Below are 20,179 nucleotides of genomic sequence, written 5' to 3' on the forward strand. Positions count from 1 at the left end.
GAGCCAAGACATCGCCCGAGCGCCGGGCGACCTCGCGCCAGACGATGGCGGCCTCCAGGCGGCGCTGGGCGCGGTCGGCGGCGCCGATGCGACCGGCGGCGATGTCGGCGGCCTTGGCCTCGGCCTTCAAGAGTTCCAGGTCCAGCAGTTCCAGCAGCGAAGAGTCGCCACCAGTCAGACCGTCCCGAGGGGTGTGCATGCCTTCAGCGCCGAACAGGCGCTTAAGTTCACGACCGAACTCGAACATGACGCGGCTCCGATCACCCTGGCGTCTCAACACGGGACGCCCGACTTGGGTTCAGACCGGAAGGAGCAAAGCCGGGTCCGAGATCGTAAACAAGTGGTTAATCAGTCGGTTATGGTTAACAGAGTACGAATTTTCGCGTTTTGGGCGAATTGAGGCCCTTAGCTGAAGATCGCGGCTTCCCCGGCCTCATCCAGCACCCGCCACGCGCCTGCGGCCATATCCGCGGGCAATTCCAAACCCCCGATGCGATCGCGGTGCAGAGCGTTCACGTGGTTGCCCACCGCGGCGAACATCCGGCGGACCTGATGGTAACGGCCCTCGGTGATGGTGAGCGAGGCCTCAGTGGGCGAGACCGCCGTCAGTTCAGCCGGCGCCAGCGGCGTGTCCTCGCTGTCCAGCATCAGCTCGCCGGCGGCGAAGATCGCCGCCTCCTCCCCGCTCATCGGCCGGTCGAGGCTGGCCAGGTAGCGCTTGGAGACATGGGCGCGGGGCGAGATCACCCGGTGCAGCAGGTCGCCATCGTCGGTGATCAGCAGCAGGCCCGAGGTGTCCTTGTCCAGCCGGCCGATGGTGGAGAGGCCCGGCATGCGGGCGCGCCAGCGGGTGGGCAGCAATTCGTAGACGCTGCGCCCAGCCTCGCGGTGGGAACAGACCACGCCGAGCGGCTTGTGCATGATGAGCGTCAGGGGCGCGGGAGGATCGACGGGGTGGCCCGAGATGGTCAGGCGGGTCGGCAGCTCGCGGACAATCGGCACCTTGGCCCCGGCGTCCTTCAGCGTCACCCCGTCCAGCACCACGCCGCCCGCGCGGACCAGGGCGTTGACCTCGCGTCGCGAGCCGTAGCCCAGATTGGCCAGCAGGCGGTCCAGCCTGGCCATCGGGACCTTGCTCACTTGCGGGCCTCGTAAATCTTGTAGCCGCCGGCCTCGGCCCGCAGCTCCACCTTGGAGAAGGCGGCCGCCAGGGGCCGTTCGTACGGCAGGTGCCGATTGGCGGTGAGCCAACAGGTCCCGCCCTTGCGCAGGGCCTTGGCGGCGGTCTCGATGAAGGCCACGCCCAGGGCCCGGTCCTCAGCCCCGCCGTCGTGGAAGGGCGGGTTCATCACGACGAAGTCGAGGTCGGTCAGGCCCGCCTGGCGGACGTCGCCCCAGACGATGGTGGCGCGGGGATCGGTGACATTCTTGCGCGCAGCGTCGACGGCCCGGCGGTCGACGTCCACCAGGGCCAGGCTCTTCACCTCCGGGCTGGCCAGGACGGTGAGGGCCAGGATGCCGATGCCGGCGCCGAAGTCCGCGCCCTTGCCCTTCAGCGGCGGCAGGCTGGCCAGCAGGAGGGCGCTGCCCGGATCGACCCGGTCCCAGCTGAACACGCCGGGCTGGCTCCAGAGTTCGCCCATCTGCTGGGCCGCGCCCCTGGCGAGGACGGCGTCGAGGCCGGCGAGGGTCGGCGGCCGCGCCACCGTGCAGATGCGGTTGTGCTTGCGGGACTCCTCGAAGACCTCGCAGCCGAAGGCCTCAAGGGTCTTCTTCAGGCGGGAGCCGCCCTTGTCCTTGGGGGCGAAGGCGGTGAGCCGTCCCCCGACCTTGAGCGCCCGCAGTCCTTGCGCAAGGGCGTAGTCGCGCTCTGCAGTCCCTGGCGGAGCGGCGATCACCGCCTCGTCCTGGCTTGCCTCGGCCAGGCTCTCCAGGGCCGTCGACCCCGGCAGGATGGGCGAGACCTGGACCGCCCCGGCCGGCACGTCGACCAGGTTGTAGGGCGGGGTCCCGTAGATGATCGCGGCCGGCACCGGCCTAACCCCGCTCCCGGGTGCGGTGGAAGGCCACCGTCGGATAGCGCTCGACCACGTAGCCCAGCTCCCAGGCCGACTTGGCCAGGAACACCGGTTGCTCGTCGATGTCGGTGGCCATGGCGGTCTTGTGCTTGGTGTTGAAGTCCTCGATCTCGGCCTTGGTCCCGGTGATCCAGCGGGCCTCGGCGAAGGGGCTGGCCTCGAACTGGACCTCCAGCTGGTATTCGTTGGCCAGACGGTCGGCCATGACCTCGAACTGGAGCTGACCGACCGCGCCGACGATGAAGTCCGCGCCGAACTGCGGCCGGAAGAGCTGGGTCACCCCCTCCTCCGCCAGGCCTTCCAGGGCCTTCTTCAGGTGCTTGGCCTTCAGGGGGTCCTTCACGCGGACGCGCTGGAGGATTTCCGGGGCGAAGTTGGGCAGGCCGGCGAAGCGGATGGTCCCGGTCTCCGACAGGCTGTCGCCGACCCGCAGGACGCCGTGGTTGGGAATGCCGATTACGTCGCCGGCGAAGGCCTCCTCGGCCAGTTCACGGTCGGAGGCGAAGAACATGATCGGCGCATTGACCGAGATCTGGCGTCCGGTGTTCTGCACCTTCAGCTTCATGCCGCGCGCGAACTTGCCCGAGCACAGCCGCAGGAAGGCGATGCGGTCGCGGTGGTTGGGGTCCATGTTCGCCTGGACCTTGAAGACGAAGCCCGTGACCTCCGGATCGCCCGGTGCGATGTGGGTGGCGTCGCCGCCCTTGGCCGCGGCCACCGCCTTGGGCGGCGGAGCATAGGCGCCCAGGCCGGCCAGCAGCTGGTCGATGCCGAAATGGCGCAGGGCCGAGCCGAAGAACACCGGGGTCATGTGGCCTTCCAGGAAGGCCTGGGGATCGAAGGGCTTGGAGGCCTCCCCCACCAGCATGGCGGTCTCTTCCAGTTCGGCGCGTTCCTCCGGGTCGAGATAGCTGGACACCGCATTGCCGGCGAAGCCGATGGCGGCGGGGTGGCCCTCGTCCTTGTTGTCGGCGGTCTTCTTGGCGAAGGGCAGGAACTGCTGATTGCGCAGATCGAGCATCCCCTTGAACCGGCCGCCCGATCCGGCCGGCCAGTAGAGCGGCGCGGGGTCGAGGGCGAGCTTCGAGGCGATCTCGTCCAGCAGCTCGATGGGGTCCTGGGCCTCGCGGTCCATCTTGTTGATGAAGGTGACGATGGGGATGTCGCGCAGACGGCAGACCTCGAACAGCTTCAGGGTCTGGGGCTCGATCCCCTTGGCGGCGTCCAGCACCATGACCGCGGCGTCGGCGGCGGTCAGCGTCCGGTAGGTGTCCTCCGAGAAGTCCTCGTGGCCCGGGGTGTCCAGCAGGTTGAACATCAGGCCTTCGTGGTCGAAGGTCATGACGCTGGCCGAGACCGAAATGCCCCGCTCGCGCTCGATCTTCATCCAGTCCGACCGGGTCCGACGGTTCTCGCCACGGGCCCGCACCGCGCCGGCCGCACGGATCGCGCCGCCCGCCAGCAGCAGGTTCTCGGTCAGGGTGGTCTTGCCGGCGTCCGGGTGGGAGATGATGGCGAAGGTGCGCCGGCGCGCGGCCTCGGCGGCGGGAGAATTGCTCATGGGCGGGGACTAGCGCAGGCGGGGCCGCGACGCTAGCCGGTCAGCCTAGGCGGCGAGGCGTTTCCAAACCTGACGGTCGGTCCAGATCTTGTCCATCTCCCCGTCGTCCTGGCGCTTTGACAGCCGCGCCATGATCTCGAAGTCGACATTGAGATAGCGCATCGTCACATCCTCCGGGTCGCAGCCGAAGTAGGGCGCGGTGAACAGGGCGGCGTTGATCGCTGGGGCCTTGGCCATGATCAGCAGACCTAGGCGCTTGGCGCGCTCGGGCCGGCGGTGATGCAGCAGGGGGCTCTCGGCATAGAGTTCCTGGCCCAGGCGGCTGACGGCGTTGAACGGCAGGTCACGAAACCGTCGGTTCGTGATCTTGGGCGTCATCTTCATGCCGTCGAGGTTCAGAACCACGTCGTTCATCAGGAAAAGCATGGGCGGCTACGCGAAAGGCTGGGCTGGGGGAGCACAGGGCCAATGTCGCATGGCTGACTTTAAGGCCAGTTCACAAAGGCGGTGAATCGCCCGCTAACCCTGCGCCCCTAAGCGTCTTCCACCGGCTCGGTCAGGAAGTGGCGGCCCTGCTTGTCCTCGATGTCCACCACCCAGAGATCAGGATCGATACGCAGGGATCGCTGGATGTAGCGGTCGAGATCGGCCTCGTTGTCGAACAGGGACGGCCGCATCCAGATCCGCTCGCCGTCCCCACGGGTGGCCTCGGAATAGAGCCGCGTCGTCTTGTCATCGAGGTTCAGCACCTTGACCAGGACGCTCCCGGCCCGGGCGTCCCCCTTGCGGGCTACGACTCCGAAGCCCCCCGCCAGCTCAGCGCGGCGGACGAGAGCGGCCACCCAGATGTCCGTGGACAGCATCATGTCGCAGCAAGGTCTCTCGTAACGGTCCGGAAAGGGCGAGCAGTCTAGGTTCGGATCAAGGTTCCGAACATACGGGACTATGAGAGAGCATGACGAGCACAACGCACAATAAAGTGCGGCGCCCGGCGTGTTGGTGGATGGGGACTGCACTGGCCGTGGCGCTCTGCGTCGCGCCCGGACTGGCGAGCGCGAGCAGCGTCGACCTCTTCTACGAACGCGCCGTGATGACCGCGGCGGACGCCCGATGCGGCCTGTTCTCAGGGCCCGTGGGCTCGGCCCTGGCCGCCGCCCAGGCCCAGGCGCGGGGCGCGGCCCTGCGCGGCGGCGCCGACCGTGCGACGCTCAACGCCGTGGAACGCCGCGCCGCGCAGAAGGCCGGAGCCGTGGCCTGCGACTCCACGGACATCGACGCCGCCGCCGGTCGGGTGCGCACGGCCTTCGAAGGCTACGCCAAGCTCATCAAGATGGACTATCCCGGCGATGTCTCCGAATGGCGCGCCGACCGCAGCTCCTCCAGCGCCGGAGCTCGCTGGCGGCTCATCCAGGACACCACCTTTGACGGCGGCCGCATGGTGTTTGGGCTGGCCGGTCGGGCCGGCGCCAACAGGTTGATGGCCGTGGCCACCTTCTCCGACGGCGGCCAGCCCTACGCCGCGCGCCTCGTGCTGCGCGACGACGCCGTGACGCTCGGACCCTATCTCGACGCCCGGGGCGACAGCCTGGAGCACCTGCCGCTCACCCGCCGCCTGCCGCCCGCCGGCGCCCGAACCACCTATTCCGCCGAGGCGCGTAGCCGGGCGGGCCTGGACCTATTGCCCAAGGACGTAAAGAGCGGTTGGGCCTTCCGCTTTCCGGCGGAGGCGGCCCGAACGCTTTCGAGGCTCGATCCCCGCGAGGCGGTGATGGTGGAGTTCCTGTTCGCCGGCGACGCAACGCAGCGGGCCTATGTGGAGGTTGGCGATTTCGCCGCCGGTCGAGCGTTCCTGCAGACCGCGAGCCGTTAGGTCGTCGTCTCTTCGGTGGCCGACTCAGCCTCCGCCGCCACCGCCATTTCCATCACCGGCAAACGCACTGTGACGGTGGCGCCCTCCCCCAACTGGCTCTCGATGGCCATCTCGCCGCCGTGCAGTTCGGCGAAGGCCCGCACCAGCGACAGGCCCAGACCGGTGCCCACCGCGCGCTGATCGGCGGCCCCGGCCTGCTCGAAGGGCTTGCCCAGGCGCTGCAGGTCCGTCGCGCTGATGCCCACGCCGCTGTCGGCGACGATCAGTTCCAGCATCGGGCCTTCGGCATGGGCCGTTACGGTGACCGTGCCGCCCTTGGGCGTGAACTTCAGCGCGTTGGAGATCAGGTTCAGCGCGATCTGCTTCATGGCCCGGCGGTCGGCGGTGACCTCCAGCGGCTCCTTGGGCATCAGGCCCCGGAGGCTGACGCCCGCGCGGTCGGCCTGGCCGCGCATCAGGCGCATGACGGCGGAGATGGCGTCGCGGGCGTCAAACTCTTCGCGGTAGAGCTCGAACCGCTCGGCCTCGATCTTCGACATGTCGAGCACGTCGTTGATCAGCTCCAGCAGATGTTCGCCGCTTTCGTGGATCAGAGCCGAGTACTCGCCGTACTTCTCGGGCATGGGCCCGAACAGCGACTGCCGCATGATGTCGGAGAAGCCCATGATGGCGTTCAAAGGCGTGCGCAGCTCATGGCTCATATTGGCCAGGAAGCGCGACTTGCCGGCATTGGCGGCCTCCGCGTCGACCCGGGCCTGATCAAGGACCGCCTCACGGGCGCGCTGTGCGCCGGCGTCGCGAATGGAGCCGGTCAGCCGCTGGGGGTTCACGCGGCGCAGGGAGAGCTCGTGCCAGAGGGCCGGCGCACCGGCCGGCGCGAAGCCGATTTCGGACCGCCCCTCGACGAGGGCCTCCCGCAACGCCGCCTCAAGACGGGGACGATCGGCGGGCGTGGCCAATTGCGACAGCGGCCGGCCCGCCAGAACCTGGCCCTTCAGGCCGAGCGGGGCGTTGCCCCAGGCGGTGACCAGCTTGCCGCCGGGTTGGACCACCAGCAACAGGTGCGGCTGGTCCCCGAGAGCCTCGCGCAGGCGAACCTCCATCAGGGCCCGACGGCGGGTGTCCAGGATGACCCGGCGCTGCAGGACGATAAGCGCCAGGCTCAATCCAACGGCGGTGGTGATGATCGCCACGGCCCCCAGGCCTGACGCCAGGCCATGCGGCGGCGCGGGCGGCAGGCTGAGGGTCAGGCCGGCCAGCAGAGAGACGCAGATCGCCGCCAGGCTGATGGCCGCGCCCATGGCCAGGCGATCGATCCGGCCCATGGCGGCGGCCGCCGCCAGGGGCGCCAGGTGCCAGACGGTCAGGGGCCCGGCGACCCCGCCAGTGATCAGCGCGGCCAGGACTCCCCCCGCCCCCCAGTTGAACAGGATCAGACTGTGGGCCGCCACGTGACGTGACCGCGCCAGCAGAAGGCCCGCGAGGGCCGGGGCGCCGCCAAGAGCCAGCGCGATGATGGCCGATGCGGTCTGCAGAACGGGCGCGAACAGCAGTACGCCCACGCCGAGGCTCAGCACCGCGAGCCAGGTCGCGTGCCACCATATGAGCTCCCGCGACGGCTGGCCGCCGGGGGTCCCCATGGGTCGGGTGGACACGTTCTCGACCACGTCTAGTCTCGGGACCTCCGCCCATCGGCGCACGCACGACGCCAGCGCGGAACCTTACCTTTGCAGGTGAGTCCCTGCGAGACTCCTCGCGTCCTGGGGGATGAAGTCCAAGCCCATGATCTTTCAGGAGGAAACGAAATCGTAAGCGCCCGCGCCTCACATTGGGGACCAACACTTCAAAGGCGCGAACGTCTCTCATGGCCCAGCCGGCGGCCCTTCCCGACAATGACGATCTCTCGCCGACCGTCGCGGCCCGCCGGTCGAGCGCCCGCGCGCGACGTCAGGCCGCCCTCGACGACCAGCAACGCTCCTTCCTGCGAATGGTCAGCCACGAGCTGCGGACCCCGCTGAATTCCATCCTCGGCTTCTCGGAGATCATCTCCCAGGAACTCTATGGTCCGGTCGGCGCGCCGCAATACAAGGAATATGCCGGCATCATCCGCGCCAGCGGCCAGCGCCTGCTGAACCTGGTGAACCAGATCCTGGAGATTGCGCGCCTGGAGGGCCGAGCCATGGACCTGGAGCCGCGGGTTGAAGCCCTCGACCACGCCATGGACGACGCCCTGGATGGCCTGCGTGAGGAGATCGCGAACCGCCGCATCGTGGCGACGGTCCGCGACGAAGGCGCGTTGCCAAGGGTGAAGGCCGACCCGCGCGGCCTGCGCACGGTGCTCACCAACCTGATTCACAACGCCGTGGTGTTCTCGCCGGAGGGATCGCACATCGAGATCATCGCCACCCGCGACGGCGACGAGATCGACATCCGCATCCTTGATGAAGGCCCCGGCATCGATCCCGGCGACGTCGCGCGCCTGCTGCGGCCCTTCGAACAGGGCGACAGCGCGCTGACGCGTCGTAGCGAGGGCGCGGGCCTGGGCCTGCCCATCGTCAACCTGCTGTGCCAGGCCATGGGCGGTCGACTGAAGCTGTCGCCGGGACCACAGGGTGGCCTGCTGGCCAATGTCCGCTTGCCCGCCGGCTGAGGCCGCGGTTGCGCGCGGCGGCCTGGCCGCTTAAGTCGCCGACAGCATGCGCACCATCGAAGACGACCTTGCCGACCTGGTGTCGGAGTTCGAGCTCCTGGAAGACTGGGAGGAACGCTATCGTTATGTGATCGACCTGGGGAAGGATCTCGCCCCGCTCACCGACGCCGAGCGCAGCGAAGCCAACAAGGTGCGCGGCTGCGCCAGCCAGGTCTGGCTGGTCACCGAACCGCATGCCGACGGAAGCGTCACCTTCCGGGGGGATTCCGACGCCCACATCGTGCGCGGCCTGATCGCGGTCGTGCTACGGCTCTATTCGGGGAAAACCGCCGCCGCGATCGGCGACTTCGACGCCAAGGCGGCGTTCGAGACCCTTGGCCTGAGCGGGCATCTGTCGGCGCAGCGGTCGAATGGATTGGCCTCGATGGTCGGCCGCATCCGCCGGGACGCCGAAGCGCTGGCCTAGTTCAAGGGCGCGGACCGCTTAGGCCGCGCGGATGCCGCTGCTGGAACCGGTCTGGCCCTGGATGCCGACAACCGCGTCGTAGCCCAGGATCATGTCGACATCGACCCCATTGGTGGCCAGCGGCAGGCGCAGCCAAAGGATCGACATGTGGGAGGCGCCCCGCCACGACAGGCTGTGGACGCCCACGGCGGGCCGGCGCTCCTCGACGATCTTCCCCAGTTCGACACGCCAGTAGTCGGCCGCCGCGCTGTTGTAGACGTCGTCCAGGCCCCGACCCGTGATCTCGCGGCCATAGACGCTGTAGAGGCCCGTGCCGGCCAGGCGCAGGCGAAAATCCACGGGGTCGCGACGCACGTCGATCAGACTGACCGTCGGCAAGAGGCGTTTGAAGTCCTCGGGCTTGATATCGCCCCGCCCCGGCAGCCTGGGCCCACTCCGGAGCCCCGCCCAATAGGCATAGAGCTCCTCATGCGCGCGGGCGGCCGCTGCTGATGATCCGATCTGTGCCGCCATATTCAGATTCCTTAACAACCCCTTGGAATCACGACGAATCACTTATCGCCCGAGCCGCGAATCTGCGGCAAGGCGAAATCGTGACCAGGGCCAAGAAATCCGAATTTGCCGCAGGGGCGAGAGCCTGAGCCGCGGCCCAATTGACGCTGTCTTGCTCCAGACAGCAAAACGCCCGCCGGGTGGGCGGGCGTTCCGTCTTTCAACGCGAAAGAATTTGGAGTGGGTCCTACTTGCGCTTGCGGGGGGCCTGACGGCCGCCCTGGCCCAGACCCATCTGCTTGGCGAGGTCCGAGCGCGCCTTGGCGTAGTTCGGCGCGACCATCGGATAATCCTTCGGCAGGCTCCACTTGGCCCGGTATTCCTCGGGGCTCATGTTGTACTTGGTGCGCAGGTGCCGCTTCAGAGACTTGAACTTGCGACCATCTTCCAGGCAGACCAGATGGTCCGGCGTGATCGAACGGCGCACGGGAACCGCAGGTTCCTTGGGTGCGACTTCCTGCACGTCGGATCCCTGTGAAATACCGGAAAGGGCGCGGTGAATGCTCTGGATGAGCGCGGGCAAATCCGAGGCCGCGACCGAATTGTTTCCGACGTAGGCGGAGACAATATCCGCCGTCATCTCAATGACTTCCGACTTTTCGTCCATATTTCTCGATTCCGTATTGGGAAACTACCCAAGTTGGGGGGATGACTGATTCACGACATCAGTTATGGCGTAATTATAGGGGACTCACGTCAAGCACAAGTGGTGCAAATTGACGCCATCTTGGGCGAACGCGTTCTCTACAAAGACGAACGGGCGTTTTTCCCCGAATGGTGGCGCCGCACCGCAGTAGCGAGAACACGATAATCTCGATGACGACAGTCTGGTCGCCCAGTGATGATCAACAGAGAGTTGAAGGCAACTTCAGATCGGCCTTTTGCTCGCACGGAGCCTAACGGCCGAATTCCTTGGAGAGCGCCAGCATGGCCGCGCGTTGCGGCACCGAGTATTCGTCGACGCCGCCCTCATCGCCATCGCGGATGGCCCTCAGCAACGCAGGTGTAAGGGCCGAGGATAGAGACCAGTTCCAGTAGCGTAGAACGGTTTGCGCGCGATCCACCGCGATCATGTCATAGGTGGTGAGCACCCGTTCGAGGTTCGGGTTGGGACTTCCATCCGCCGCGGTCTCGGGGCGACGCAGGCCGCGCCACAGGGCCCGGACCGCCAGCTTTGGCAGACCGGTGGCCTTGCACAAAATCGCCAGGGGCTCACCGCCGGGATCGGTGAAGATTTTCGCGCCCGTCATCGGCTTCAGGCCGGAGAGGTACGAGATTTCCTCCGCCGTTTCGCGGGTCATCCCACCTTGCGCCGCAGCAACAGCGGCCTCGAGACTGTCGAAGGGTGATTTTTCGATCGCCGCACGGTTGCGTTGCCGGCGCTCGATAAATTGCAAAGCTTTCCGCGCGAGCGGGTCTTGCCAGTTTTCCGCCGCCGCCATGGGGAAGATGTCGCCGGTCGCTTCCTGCAGAACTTCGCGGGAGACGGCGAACCGCTGGAGGATGGTGCGGCGCGCGTCGGCGTCGGCCCACCAGAACAATACATAGGCGTGCGCGGGCCGCAATTCCGGGCGCCGCAGCAGGGACGGGACGGTGCGCGTATCTCCACGTGTGGAGGCGACGATGGCCTCAACGCAGGGGTTGGAGAGCTTGGCCAGGTCGTTCTTCAGCAGGCACTCTATGACCAGGGCCTCGCCGAACTCGATCAGCACCTCGCAGACCACCTCGCTGACCCCGCGCCGCATGGCGATCAGCCGTCGATGTTCCAACCCCGCCGAGCGGGCGCAGTCCAGCAGGTCGCTGTCCGACAACGAGGCGCAGTTCGTCAGCAAGGCCTCGGCGATCTCGACATGGTCGCGCAGCAACAGCCGCACCAGACTGGCGGGAATCTCCGACAGGTTGGCCAGCCGGCGAGCCACCTTCAGGCGATCCTCCGGCTCGGCTTCTCGCAGCATGTCCACCAGCAGATCGGCGGTCATGGCGCGCTCGAAGGCGTTCACCCGCGACGACGGCAGGCAGACGACGTCGGCCATACGCTTGAGCAAGGCGGCGCGCGCCCGGAAGATGGGCGGCTGTCCGGTCTCGGGAGGGGTCGCGGCTGGGTTCACTGAGCTGATCACACCATAGCCGCCTTAACCGGACGTTTTCACATCACTTGAACGTCGGCGCGCTCCACTGCTCCCAGATGTCCGGCACATCGGTGGAGACCTTGTCGGTAAAGGCCGGCGGGCGCTTCTCCAGGAAGGACATCACGCCCTCGCGGGCGTCGGCCATGGCGCCGCGGGTCTGGATTCCCCGGCTGTCGGCGCGGTGGGCCTCCATGGGGTGGTTGGCGCCGGCCATGCGCCACAGCAGTTGCCGGGTTATGGCGATGGAGACCGGGGCGGTGTTGTCGGCGATTTCGCGGGCCAGGGCGCGCGCCGCCGGCAGCAGATCCTCCGGCGCATGCAGCGAACGCACCAGGCCTTTGTCGAGAGCCTCCTGGGCCGAGAAGATGCGGCCGGTGTAGCACCACTCCAGAGCCGTCTGGACGCCGACCACCTTGGGCAGGAACCAGGACGAGGCCGCCTCAGGATTGAGGCCGCGCCGGGCGAAGACCAGGCCGAACCGCGCCTCGGTGGAGGCCAGCCGGATGTCCATGGGCAGTTGCATCGTGACCCCCACCCCCACGGCCGGGCCATTCACAGCGGCGATCACAGGCTTCAGGCTTTCGTAGATTCGCAGGGTCAGCAGGCCGCCGCCATCGCGCTGCACGCCTTCGCGGGTCCGGGCGGCCTTGTCCTCACCGCCGCGGGCGTCGTAGTCGAAGGTCTGGGCGCCGCCGGAGAGGTCAGCCCCGGCGCAGAAGCCGCGCCCGGCCCCGGTGACGATCACCGCCTTGACCGCGTCGTCGGCGTCGGTGACGTCAAAGGCCACGATCATGTCCTTCATCATCTGGGTGTTGAAGGCGTTCAGCTTGTCGGGTCGGTTCAGCGTGATCGTCGCGATCCCGTCCTCGACAGCGTAGGCGAGCGTCTCGAAAGTCTGCGTGGCCATCGTCTTTTCTCCCTGATTTTCTTCAGTTCGCACCGCTTGACGGACGGTCCGTCAAGCACCGCATCGTCGGATCAAGAATGATAATTTGGGAGGAGGCCCGGAGCGCCGAACAGGCGTCCTGGCCCCTGGAGATCAGGACCAGCCATGCATCCGGCCACGCACGCCACGACCCATCCCGACCGCGCCGCCTACATCATGGCGGGAACCGGGGAGACGGTGACCTATCGCGAGCTGGACGACCGCTCCAACCAGGGGGCTCAGCTGTTTCGCTCGCTGGGCCTGAAGACCGGTGACGTCATCGCCATTCTTATGGACAACAACCCGCGCTTCTTCGAGATCGCCTGGGCCGCCCAGCGTTGCGGCCTCTACTACGCCTGCATCTCGTCCAAGCTGACCTCGGGCGAGATTGACTACATCATGAAGGACTGCGCGGCGCAGCTTCTGGTGACCTCGGCGGGCGTCGGCCCGGTGATCGACGAGCTACCGGCCCTGCTGACGGGTGTGAAGCTCTACATGGTGGGCGACGCGCGCGCGCCCTACGCCAGCTTCGAAACGGCCCGGGCCAATATGCCCGCGGCCCGGGTGACTGACGAGGCGGCCGGCCGCGACATGCTCTATTCCTCGGGCACCACCGGCCGGCCGAAGGGCATCAAGCCCCCCCTGACCGGCGGGCCGATCGACGAGCCCGGCGGCGTCGCCAACCTGGCGGCGGGCCTGTTCGGCTTCAAGCCCGACAGCGTCTACATCTCGCCGGCCCCGCTCTATCACGCCGCCCCATTGCGCTGGTGCATGGCGGTCCACCAGTTGGGCGGCACGGTCATCGTGATGGAGAAGTTCGATCCCGAGGCCATGCTGGCCCTGATCGAGAAATACAGGGTCGACGTCGGCCAGTTCGTGCCCACCCACTTCGTGCGGATGCTGAAACTGCCGGAGGAAGTGCGCGCGCGATACGACGTCTCCTCGATGCGCTCGGCGGTCCACGCCGCCGCCCCCTGCCCCATCCCGGTCAAGGAACAGATGCTGGCCTGGTGGGGTCCGGTGATCCACGAGTACTACGCGGGATCGGAGGGCAACGGCTTCTGCTACGTCGGCCCGCAGGACTGGCTGACTCACAAGGGCACGGTGGGCCGGGCGATCCTGGGCGAGGCCAAGATCGTCGGCGAGGACGGCGAGGAATTGCCGCCTCGCAGCGAAGGCACGGTCTACTTCGCCGGCGGCGCGCCCCTGACCTACCACAACGCCCCCGACAAGATCGCCGAGAACACCAACAAGCAGGGCTGGACGACGCTGGGCGACGTGGGCTGGCTGGACGAGGAGGGCTTCCTCTACCTCACCGACCGCAAGAGCTTCATGATCATCTCCGGCGGGGTGAACATCTATCCGCAGGAGCTCGAGAACCTGCTGATCACTCACCCCAAGGTGGCCGACGCCGCCGTGGTCGGGGCGCCGCACGAGGAGATGGGCGAGCAGGTGGCCGCGGTGATCCAGCCGATGGATTGGGACGACGCCGGTGACGCCCTGAAGGACGAGCTGATGGCCTTCTGTCGCGCCAACCTCAGCCACGTGAAGTCGCCGCGCATCCTCGACTTCATGCAGGAACTGCCGCGCCACCCCACGGGCAAACTCTACAAGCGCCTGATCCGCGACGCCTACTGGGGCAAGGAAGGCTCCAAGATCGTCTAGACGGGTTGCGCATAAGGTGTAGTCTCAGCGCCAGCATGAGCCGCCGGACCCGCCTCGCCCAGAAAGTAGCCAATCCCTTCCCGGGGATTGGGCGCGCGCGAGTCTAACCAGACCTCTTCGCTCACCGATCCCCCGCAAGCCTGCGGATGGATCGGTCAACCCCTTTCTCCATCCGCGTCACAGATGGAGACCAAGACATGACCCAACCCGACTGGTGGTACGACGACCTCAAGCAGGTCGGCCTCGATTTCGAGGACGAGCAACAGGTCGCGACCTATGACATCCGCCAGGGCGGCGACCTGGCCGCCGACCGCGCCCTGCTCTCAGGGCTCGGCGTGAACCGCGACACCGCGCTCGCCGACATCGGCTGCGGGACGGGGCTTCTGGCCTGTGCCGCCGGCGGTATGGCCCGCTCGGTCCGGGCCATCGACGTCTCCGACACCATGCTGAACGCCGCCAAGGCCCGGGCTCGGGAGATGGGGGTGACCAACATCACCTTCGAACTCGGTGGCTTCCTGACCTTCCCGGCCTCAGGCGACCTGGACCTGATCATCACCAAGAACGCCCTGCACCACCTGCCCGACATGTGGAAGGCCGTGGCGCTCACCCGCATGCGCGACGCCCTGAAGCCGGGTGGCCAGATCTACATCCGCGACGTGGCCTTCAACTGCACGCCGGACGCCATCCCGCGCACGGTGGAGAGCTGGATCGGCTGGATGACGCGCGAGACCGGCTATAGCCGTGAAGAGGTGGCCTGCCATGTGCGGGAGGAACACTCGACCTTCGGCTGGATCCTGGCCCGGATGATCGACGACGCCGGCTTCCGCCTGCTGCGGCGCACCCATGACGGGGTCTACGCCACCTTCCTGGCCGAGGCCGTCGCCTGATGTGACTTTCCCTGGAGGCGCTCACCCTCTAGAGGTCGAACACCTGTTTCAAAGACGAGGGATTGAACGATGAACGCGGTGGAATTCAAGGACCTGCCCGGCCTGATCGGCCAAGAGACGGGCGTTTCGGACTGGTTGGAAATCACCCAGGAGCGCGTCAATCAGTTCGCCGAGGCGACCGGGGACCATCAGTGGATCCACGTCGATGTGGAGCGCGCCAACCGTGAGATGGGCGGCCCGATCGCCCACGGCTACCTGACCCTGTCGCTGCTGCCCTTCCTGGGTGGCGGGTTGATGCCGGTCAAGGGTGTGACCCGCGGGATCAACTATGGCTCCGACAAGGTTCGCTTCGTGAACATGGTCCGGGTCGGCAAGCGCGTGCGCCTGCGCCAGAAGCTGATCGGCGTCGACGCCAAGGCCGGCGGCGTCCAGATCCGCATGGAATGCACCATCGAGATCGAAGGCGAGGAAAAACCCGCCTGCATCGCCGAGACCCTGTCCCTGCTGTACGGGGCGTAAGCGCCGCGACACTCCTCCCTGCCTTCAGGCGGGGAGGAAACTCGTCCTACCAGTCGGGTGAGACAGCCTCTTCGGCCGAGGCCGCCCGGGCGCCCGTGACGACTTCGTTGGAAGCCGTGGTCACCGGGGCGTAGGGGTTTTCCACCAGACCGATGGTCTCGCGGATGTACTTGGCCTGGGTGACGATCCCGATCTCCAGACGCTCATTGTTCAATTCGACCTGCTGGGTCAGCAGACCGGCGATGAACTGCGCCGGTTGAGTCTCGGTGGCGCCGATGCGGCGGCGCGAGTTGTCGGCCATGAACACCGGTCCGCCCGAATTGCCCGGGAAGACGCTGAAATCCAGCAGGAAGGTCGGGAAGACCTTGGCCGGCGCGATCGGATAGGAGGCCACCCGGCCGGCCCGCAGGATCGGGAACCCGGCGCGGTTGGCGGCCAGGCCGCGCGGGAAGCCGAGCGCCATCATTTCATCGCCCGCGCCCACCTGCAGCGAGGCGAAGGTCTGGTCGTCGGCCAGCCAGCTCAGCGGGATGGCGGCCTTGGCGAATTCGTCCGGCGCGGTGATCGAGATGGCGGCGACGTCGCGGGAGGGGTGGTGCGTCCAGAGCTCACGACCCGCAGCGTCGCGGATCTTCAGGGTCTGGGGCGAATAGGTCCAGGAACCGTCGGCGTTCTCGATCCGGTAGCCGATGCGCGCCTCGGCGCCGGGCATCTTGGAGAGCACGTGGTTGGCGGTGACAAGGACGGTATGGGGCCGACCGTCGGGGCTCAGCGACTGGATCAGAAAGCCTGTGCCGACGGTTCGCGTTCCGTCGCCCAGAGGCTGTTCCACCTGTACCGTCGCGTGGATCAGTTCCACGGATAGGTCATAGACCATCGACGTCCCCGACAAAATTTCCGCAACTCACGGAACCAATTAGAGGGATAGTTCCTTAAGATCGTGGTTAACGCAAAGCGCCTTCTACCCTGGAGCCTCTGCGCCATGTTGCCGCGTGGCCAAAGGGTTACGCCTTGAGCGTGCCCTATCGGTGGGCCATCTAACGGGCATGACCCGTCCCACACCCCCCATCGCCAGGCGAGAGCCCAAATCCATCACCCAGCTCGGACGCACGCGCGTCGACGACTATGCCTGGATGAAGGACAACAACTGGAAGGACGTCCTGCGCGATCCCAAGGTGCTGCGGGCCGACATCCGCGAGCATCTGGACGCGGAAAACGCCTACACCAAGGCCCTGCTGGACGAGCCCACCAAGGCGCTGCAGGACGCGCTGTTCGCCGAGATGAAGGGGCGGATCAAGGAGGATGACTCCTCGGTCCCGGCCTCCGACGGCGCCTGGGACTACTATGTGCGCTACGAGATCGGCGCCGAGCACCCGGTCCACGGCCGCCGTCCGCGCGGCCGCACCGACGGCGAGGTCGTGCTGCTGGACGAGGAGGCGCTGTCCAAGGGCAAGGCCTTCTTCCAGGTCGGCGCGGCCCATCACAGCCCTGACCACCGGCTCTACGCCTGGGCCGCCGATGAGCAGGGCTCGGAGTACTACACGATCCGCCTGAAGGACCTGGCCACCGGCGAGACCCTGCCCATTGAGATCGAGAGCGCCTATGGCGACTTCACCTTCTCCCCCGACAGCCAGTGGCTGTTCTGGATCTGGCGCGACGAGAACGCCCGGCCCTCCAAGGTCTTCCGGCGTCCGGCGCGCGGCGGCGAGGACGTGCTGGTCTATGAGGAGGCCGACGAGGGCATGTTCCTGGGCGTCGGGACCACCTCGGACGACAGCCACGTCGTGGTGCATGTGGGCAACCAGGAGACCACCGAGATCTGGTTGATCCCGGCCGCCGATCCGACCCGCCCGCCCCTCGTGGCCGAGCCGCGCCGGGTGGGGGTGAAGTACGAACTGGACCACTGGACCGACCGCTGGGTGATCCGCACCAATGACGACGAGGCGGTGGACTTCAAGCTGGCGACCAGCACCGCCGAGATCCCCGCCAAGGCCAGCTGGACCGACTTCGTCGCCCACCAGCCGGGCCACTACGTCACCGGCTTCGCGGCCTATGCCGGCCACCTGGTGCGGCTGGAGCGGGTCAACGCCAACGACCGCATCGTGGTGATGGCGCGGGATGGCGGCGAGCATGAGATCGCCTTCGACGAGGAGGCCTGCGCCCTCTCGCTCAGCGGTGGTTACGAGTACGCGACCACGGCGACCCGGTTCATCTACCAGTCCCCCACCACGCCCCGGCAGTGGTTCGACTACGACATGACCAGCCGCGAGCGGACCCTGCGCAAGACCCAGGAAATCCCCTCGGGCCATGACCCGGCGAAGTACGTCGCGCGGCGCCTGACGGCCAAGGCCACCGATGGGGCGGAGGTGCCGATCACGGTCCTGATGCTGAAGGACACGCCCCTGGACGGCTCGGCGCCCCTGCTGCTCTACGGCTACGGCGCCTATGGGCACGCCATGGAGCCCAGCTTCTCGATCCGCAATCTCAGCCTGGTGGACCGCGGATGGATCTGGGCCACGGCCCATGTCCGCGGCGGCTCCGACAAGGGGTGGGGCTGGTTCCTGGACGGCCGCAAGGCGAAGAAGCCCAATACCTTCACCGACTTCATCGCCTGCGCTGAGCACCTCGACGCCAATGGCTACGGCAAGGCGGGCCGCATGGTGGCCTATGGCGGTTCGGCGGGCGGGATGCTGATGGGGGCCATCGCCAACCTGAGGCCTGACCTGTGGGCCGGGGTCATCGCCGCCGTGCCCTTCGTCGACGTGCTCAACACCATGAGCGACACCACCCTGCCCCTGACCCCGCCGGAGTGGCCCGAGTGGGGCAATCCGCTGGAGGACGAAGCCGCCTACGACACCATCGCCGCCTACAGCCCCTACGACCAGGTCGCCGCCCAGCCCTATCCGCCGGTGCTGGCCACGGGGGGCTTGTCCGACCCGCGCGTCACCTATTGGGAGCCGGAGAAGTGGGTGGCCAAGCTGCGGCAGTTCTCGACAGCCGAGGCCCCGATCCTGCTCAAGATCAACATGGACGCCGGCCACGGCGGGGCCTCGGGGCGGTTCGACTTCCTCAAGGAGATCGCGCTCGACTACGCCTTCGCCATCTGGGCTGTGGACAGGGGTTGGGAATGATCGTCAGGCCTTCGCAGGCAACAGATTCCGAGGCCCTGGCGGCCATCTACGGCCATGACGTCCTGCACGGCTTCGGCACCTTCGAGGAGGTCGCGCCGTCGGCTGAGGAGATGGCCGCGCGCCGCTTGGCCATCGTCGAGCGAGGCCTGCCGCACGTGGTGGCCGAGGCGGACGGCGAGGTGCTGGGCTTTGCCTATGCCGGCCTGTTCCGCCCCCGCGCGGCCTACCGTTTCACGGTGGAGGACAGCGTCTATGTGGCCCCCGACGCCCATGGCCGCGGGGTGGGCAAGGCGATGCTGACCCAGGTGCTGGGGGCCTGCGAGGCGCTGGGTCTGCGTCAGGTGATGGCGGTGATCGGCGACAGCGGCAACGCCGGGTCCATCGGCCTGCACACCTCGCTCGGCTTCGAGCCCGCCGGGGTCTGCCGCGGCGTTGGGTTCAAGCATGGCCGCTGGGTGGACACCGTCTGGATGCAGAAGCCGCTGAACGGCGGCGACACCAGCCCGCCGACCGCCGGCGGCCTGACCCTCACCGGGTACTGATCGCGCACATGCCGGTGGTCGCGGAGGGAAGATAAGGGCCTCTTGATCGAGGACCGGGGGCGCGGGGTCGCGTGGAGGGTCGACGAGGACCGCGACGGCAGCGACGTCCCCACCCAACTGCGGGCGGTCTGCGCCGCCAGCCCCACGCCCAGGCCCCACACGCCGGCCACGACAGGGACGCCATGCGCCGCCGACATGCGCCGACACCTGACGGTCAGGGTCCCACGGGGTCCGCCGGCAGGGTGACCTTGCGGGCCCAGCGGTCGGCGAAGAGGTAGAGGGGGCGGAAGGCGTCCAGGAGTTCGGTTCCGAGCGGGGTCAGGGCGTAGCCCTCCGGCCCGAGCGCGACGATCTGGCCGTCGCGCAATTCATTGATCCTGGCCTGGAGCACCGTGGGCGACAGGTCACCGGCGGCGGTTCGCAGCGCGCGGGAGGAAAGCGGCCCGGCGCGGAGTTCCCAGAGAATCCTCAGGGTCCAGCGCCCCCCCAGCAGGTCGAGGAGCGCCATGATCGCGCGGCGGTCTCCCACCCGCGGCGTCTCGGAAGCCTCACCCATGTCACCCGCCCTTGTATCGCTATCGTTTTAATAGCATATGGTCGCTATTCATTTGATAGCGGAAGCCATGACCCATGCCAAGGATCGCCCCTCTCCCGGCCCCCTACCCGGCCGAAGTCCAGGCCCACTTTGACCAGGTGATGCCACCCGGCGCGCCGCCCCTGGTGCTGTTCACCACCCTGGCCAGCAGCGATCGGGCCTGGCGCAAGTTCCGGGCGGGTTCGCTGCTGGACGGCCGGCTGATCAGCCTGCGCGAGCGGGAGATCGTGATCAATCGCACCTGCGCCCGGGCCGGTTGCGAGTACGAGTGGGGCGTCCACATCACGGCCTTCGCCAAGGGCGCCAAGCTGGCGGCGGCCGAAATCGCCGCCACGCTGGACTATCCGCTGGACCCCTCTAGGTGGACGCCCGGCGAGGGGGCGCTGCTGGCGACGATCGACGCCCTGCATGATCGGGCGACGCTGAGCGACGACGAGTTCGCGCAGCTGCGGGCACATTTCGACGACGACCAGATCCTGGAGGTGCTGCTGCTGGCGGGATTCTACCGGACCGTCGCCTACCTCGCCAACGGCCTGAACCTGCCGCTCGAGTCGACCGCCGCCCGCTTCGCCGACTTCGCGAGCGCGTGAGGCTTCGGAAGACGGGGAC

21 protein-coding genes and 1 pseudogene are annotated in these 20,179 nt (G+C 67.6%); 9 read left to right on the forward strand and 13 right to left on the reverse strand.

Annotated elements, in window-relative coordinates:
- The 6 genes and pseudogenes from AAC997_RS00645 to AAC997_RS00670 form a co-directional block, all read right to left on the reverse strand.
- Positions 1-247: pseudogene (locus tag AAC997_RS00645) on the reverse strand (hypothetical protein); the annotation flags it as partial.
- A 158-nt stretch (positions 248-405) separates the two neighbouring features.
- Positions 406-1,140, reverse strand: coding sequence for a 16S rRNA pseudouridine(516) synthase (locus AAC997_RS00650; RefSeq protein WP_340643763.1), 735 nt, complete (start codon positions 1,138-1,140; stop codon positions 406-408).
- Complete coding sequence (locus tag AAC997_RS00655) at positions 1,137-2,033, reverse strand: class I SAM-dependent methyltransferase (protein WP_340643764.1); 897 nt, start codon at positions 2,031-2,033, stop codon at positions 1,137-1,139. Before AAC997_RS00655 ends, AAC997_RS00650 begins: the two co-directional genes overlap by 4 nt.
- A 4-nt stretch (positions 2,034-2,037) precedes the next feature.
- On the reverse strand, positions 2,038-3,639 hold the full coding sequence (locus tag AAC997_RS00660) for a peptide chain release factor 3 (protein WP_340643765.1): 1,602 nt from the start codon (positions 3,637-3,639) through the stop codon (positions 2,038-2,040).
- Between the two features lie 45 nt (positions 3,640-3,684).
- Positions 3,685-4,065 (reverse strand): hypothetical protein, encoded by a 381-nt coding sequence (locus tag AAC997_RS00665; protein WP_340643766.1) that lies wholly within the window; start codon positions 4,063-4,065, stop codon positions 3,685-3,687.
- Positions 4,066-4,172: 107 nt separating this feature from the next.
- On the reverse strand, positions 4,173-4,505 hold the full coding sequence (locus tag AAC997_RS00670; protein ID WP_340643767.1) for a DUF1491 family protein: 333 nt from the start codon (positions 4,503-4,505) through the stop codon (positions 4,173-4,175).
- 137 nt (positions 4,506-4,642) lie between these two features.
- Here AAC997_RS00670 and AAC997_RS00675 point away from each other — a divergent pair, with 137 nt between their 5' ends.
- Positions 4,643-5,509 (forward strand): hypothetical protein, encoded by an 867-nt coding sequence (locus AAC997_RS00675; protein WP_340643768.1) that lies wholly within the window; start codon positions 4,643-4,645, stop codon positions 5,507-5,509.
- Here the strand turns inward: AAC997_RS00675 and AAC997_RS00680 are convergent.
- Positions 5,506-7,164 carry a HAMP domain-containing sensor histidine kinase gene (locus AAC997_RS00680; protein WP_340643769.1) on the reverse strand — a complete coding sequence of 553 codons (1,659 nt, stop codon included), beginning with the start codon at positions 7,162-7,164 and terminating at the stop codon, positions 5,506-5,508. The genes AAC997_RS00675 and AAC997_RS00680 overlap by 4 nt on opposite strands.
- 209 nt (positions 7,165-7,373) lie before the next feature.
- Between AAC997_RS00680 and AAC997_RS00685 the strand changes: the two genes are divergently transcribed.
- Positions 7,374-8,159, forward strand: a complete 786-nt coding sequence (locus AAC997_RS00685; RefSeq protein ID WP_340643770.1) for a HAMP domain-containing sensor histidine kinase — start codon at positions 7,374-7,376, stop codon at positions 8,157-8,159.
- A gap of 46 nt (positions 8,160-8,205) precedes the next feature.
- Positions 8,206-8,625 carry a SufE family protein gene (locus AAC997_RS00690; RefSeq protein ID WP_340643771.1) on the forward strand — a complete coding sequence of 140 codons (420 nt, stop codon included), beginning with the start codon at positions 8,206-8,208 and terminating at the stop codon, positions 8,623-8,625.
- A gap of 18 nt (positions 8,626-8,643) precedes the next feature.
- Here the strand turns inward: AAC997_RS00690 and AAC997_RS00695 are convergent, their stop codons facing one another.
- The 4 genes from AAC997_RS00695 to AAC997_RS00710 all read right to left on the reverse strand — a co-directional run bounded on the left by AAC997_RS00695 (position 8,644) and on the right by AAC997_RS00710 (position 12,213).
- Positions 8,644-9,138 (reverse strand): PAS domain-containing protein, encoded by a 495-nt coding sequence (locus AAC997_RS00695; protein WP_340643772.1) that lies wholly within the window; start codon positions 9,136-9,138, stop codon positions 8,644-8,646.
- 226 nt (positions 9,139-9,364) lie between these two features.
- Complete coding sequence (locus AAC997_RS00700) at positions 9,365-9,784, reverse strand: MucR family transcriptional regulator (RefSeq protein WP_340643773.1); 420 nt, start codon at positions 9,782-9,784, stop codon at positions 9,365-9,367.
- A gap of 289 nt (positions 9,785-10,073) precedes the next feature.
- A complete protein-coding gene (locus AAC997_RS00705; RefSeq protein ID WP_340643814.1) occupies positions 10,074-11,285 on the reverse strand; it encodes a DUF2336 domain-containing protein in 1,212 nt (403 codons plus the stop codon).
- Between the two features lie 43 nt (positions 11,286-11,328).
- Entirely contained in the window at positions 11,329-12,213 is an 885-nt protein-coding gene (locus AAC997_RS00710; RefSeq protein ID WP_340643774.1) for a crotonase/enoyl-CoA hydratase family protein, read from the reverse strand.
- A gap of 144 nt (positions 12,214-12,357) precedes the next feature.
- Between AAC997_RS00710 and AAC997_RS00715 the strand changes: the two genes are divergently transcribed.
- The 3 genes from AAC997_RS00715 to AAC997_RS00725 all read left to right on the forward strand — a co-directional run bounded on the left by AAC997_RS00715 (position 12,358) and on the right by AAC997_RS00725 (position 15,302).
- Positions 12,358-13,896 (forward strand): acyl-CoA synthetase, encoded by a 1,539-nt coding sequence (locus AAC997_RS00715; RefSeq protein WP_340643775.1) that lies wholly within the window; start codon positions 12,358-12,360, stop codon positions 13,894-13,896.
- A gap of 197 nt (positions 13,897-14,093) precedes the next feature.
- A complete protein-coding gene (locus AAC997_RS00720) occupies positions 14,094-14,783 on the forward strand; it encodes a methyltransferase domain-containing protein (protein WP_340643776.1) in 690 nt (229 codons plus the stop codon).
- Positions 14,784-14,852: 69 nt separating this feature from the next.
- On the forward strand, positions 14,853-15,302 hold the full coding sequence (locus AAC997_RS00725) for a MaoC family dehydratase (protein ID WP_340643777.1): 450 nt from the start codon (positions 14,853-14,855) through the stop codon (positions 15,300-15,302).
- A gap of 46 nt (positions 15,303-15,348) precedes the next feature.
- On the opposite strand, the gene AAC997_RS00730 is transcribed toward AAC997_RS00725, so the two are convergent.
- Positions 15,349-16,179: a serine protease gene (locus AAC997_RS00730; protein WP_340643778.1), complete on the reverse strand. Its 831-nt coding sequence runs from the start codon at positions 16,177-16,179 to the stop codon at positions 15,349-15,351.
- 169 nt (positions 16,180-16,348) lie between these two features.
- Here AAC997_RS00730 and AAC997_RS00735 point away from each other — a divergent pair, with 169 nt between their 5' ends.
- Complete coding sequence (locus tag AAC997_RS00735) at positions 16,349-18,433, forward strand: S9 family peptidase (RefSeq protein WP_340643779.1); 2,085 nt, start codon at positions 16,349-16,351, stop codon at positions 18,431-18,433.
- Positions 18,430-18,975, forward strand: coding sequence for an N-acetyltransferase family protein (locus tag AAC997_RS00740; protein WP_340643780.1), 546 nt, complete (start codon positions 18,430-18,432; stop codon positions 18,973-18,975). Before AAC997_RS00735 ends, AAC997_RS00740 begins: the two co-directional genes overlap by 4 nt.
- 214 nt (positions 18,976-19,189) lie before the next feature.
- On the opposite strand, the gene AAC997_RS00745 is transcribed toward AAC997_RS00740, so the two are convergent.
- Positions 19,190-19,531, reverse strand: coding sequence for a helix-turn-helix domain-containing protein (locus tag AAC997_RS00745; protein ID WP_340643781.1), 342 nt, complete (start codon positions 19,529-19,531; stop codon positions 19,190-19,192).
- Between the two features lie 74 nt (positions 19,532-19,605).
- Here AAC997_RS00745 and AAC997_RS00750 point away from each other — a divergent pair, with 74 nt between their 5' ends.
- On the forward strand, positions 19,606-20,160 hold the full coding sequence (locus tag AAC997_RS00750; RefSeq protein WP_340643782.1) for a carboxymuconolactone decarboxylase family protein: 555 nt from the start codon (positions 19,606-19,608) through the stop codon (positions 20,158-20,160).
- The last annotated feature ends 19 nt before the right edge of the window (positions 20,161-20,179 follow it).

The organism is Phenylobacterium sp., assembly GCF_037968635.1.
GTDB lineage: Bacteria > Pseudomonadota > Alphaproteobacteria > Caulobacterales > Caulobacteraceae > Phenylobacterium.

Coding starts and splice junctions, on each gene's coding strand:
- AAC997_RS00660 (WP_340643765.1), bottom strand. CDS start 3,639: ATGAGCAATTCTCCCGCCGCCGAGGCCGCGCGCCGGCGCACCTTCGCC.
- AAC997_RS00665 (WP_340643766.1), bottom strand. CDS start 4,065: ATGCTTTTCCTGATGAACGACGTGGTTCTGAACCTCGACGGCATGAAG.
- AAC997_RS00670 (WP_340643767.1), bottom strand. CDS start 4,505: ATGATGCTGTCCACGGACATCTGGGTGGCCGCTCTCGTCCGCCGCGCT.
- AAC997_RS00675 (WP_340643768.1), top strand. CDS start 4,643: ATGGGGACTGCACTGGCCGTGGCGCTCTGCGTCGCGCCCGGACTGGCG.
- AAC997_RS00685 (WP_340643770.1), top strand. CDS start 7,374: ATGGCCCAGCCGGCGGCCCTTCCCGACAATGACGATCTCTCGCCGACC.
- AAC997_RS00690 (WP_340643771.1), top strand. CDS start 8,206: ATGCGCACCATCGAAGACGACCTTGCCGACCTGGTGTCGGAGTTCGAG.
- AAC997_RS00695 (WP_340643772.1), bottom strand. CDS start 9,138: ATGGCGGCACAGATCGGATCATCAGCAGCGGCCGCCCGCGCGCATGAG.
- AAC997_RS00700 (WP_340643773.1), bottom strand. CDS start 9,784: ATGGACGAAAAGTCGGAAGTCATTGAGATGACGGCGGATATTGTCTCC.
- AAC997_RS00710 (WP_340643774.1), bottom strand. CDS start 12,213: ATGGCCACGCAGACTTTCGAGACGCTCGCCTACGCTGTCGAGGACGGG.
- AAC997_RS00715 (WP_340643775.1), top strand. CDS start 12,358: ATGCATCCGGCCACGCACGCCACGACCCATCCCGACCGCGCCGCCTAC.
- AAC997_RS00720 (WP_340643776.1), top strand. CDS start 14,094: ATGACCCAACCCGACTGGTGGTACGACGACCTCAAGCAGGTCGGCCTC.
- AAC997_RS00725 (WP_340643777.1), top strand. CDS start 14,853: ATGAACGCGGTGGAATTCAAGGACCTGCCCGGCCTGATCGGCCAAGAG.
- AAC997_RS00730 (WP_340643778.1), bottom strand. CDS start 16,179: ATGGTCTATGACCTATCCGTGGAACTGATCCACGCGACGGTACAGGTG.
- AAC997_RS00735 (WP_340643779.1), top strand. CDS start 16,349: ATGACCCGTCCCACACCCCCCATCGCCAGGCGAGAGCCCAAATCCATC.
- AAC997_RS00740 (WP_340643780.1), top strand. CDS start 18,430: ATGATCGTCAGGCCTTCGCAGGCAACAGATTCCGAGGCCCTGGCGGCC.
- AAC997_RS00745 (WP_340643781.1), bottom strand. CDS start 19,531: ATGGGTGAGGCTTCCGAGACGCCGCGGGTGGGAGACCGCCGCGCGATC.
- AAC997_RS00750 (WP_340643782.1), top strand. CDS start 19,606: ATGCCAAGGATCGCCCCTCTCCCGGCCCCCTACCCGGCCGAAGTCCAG.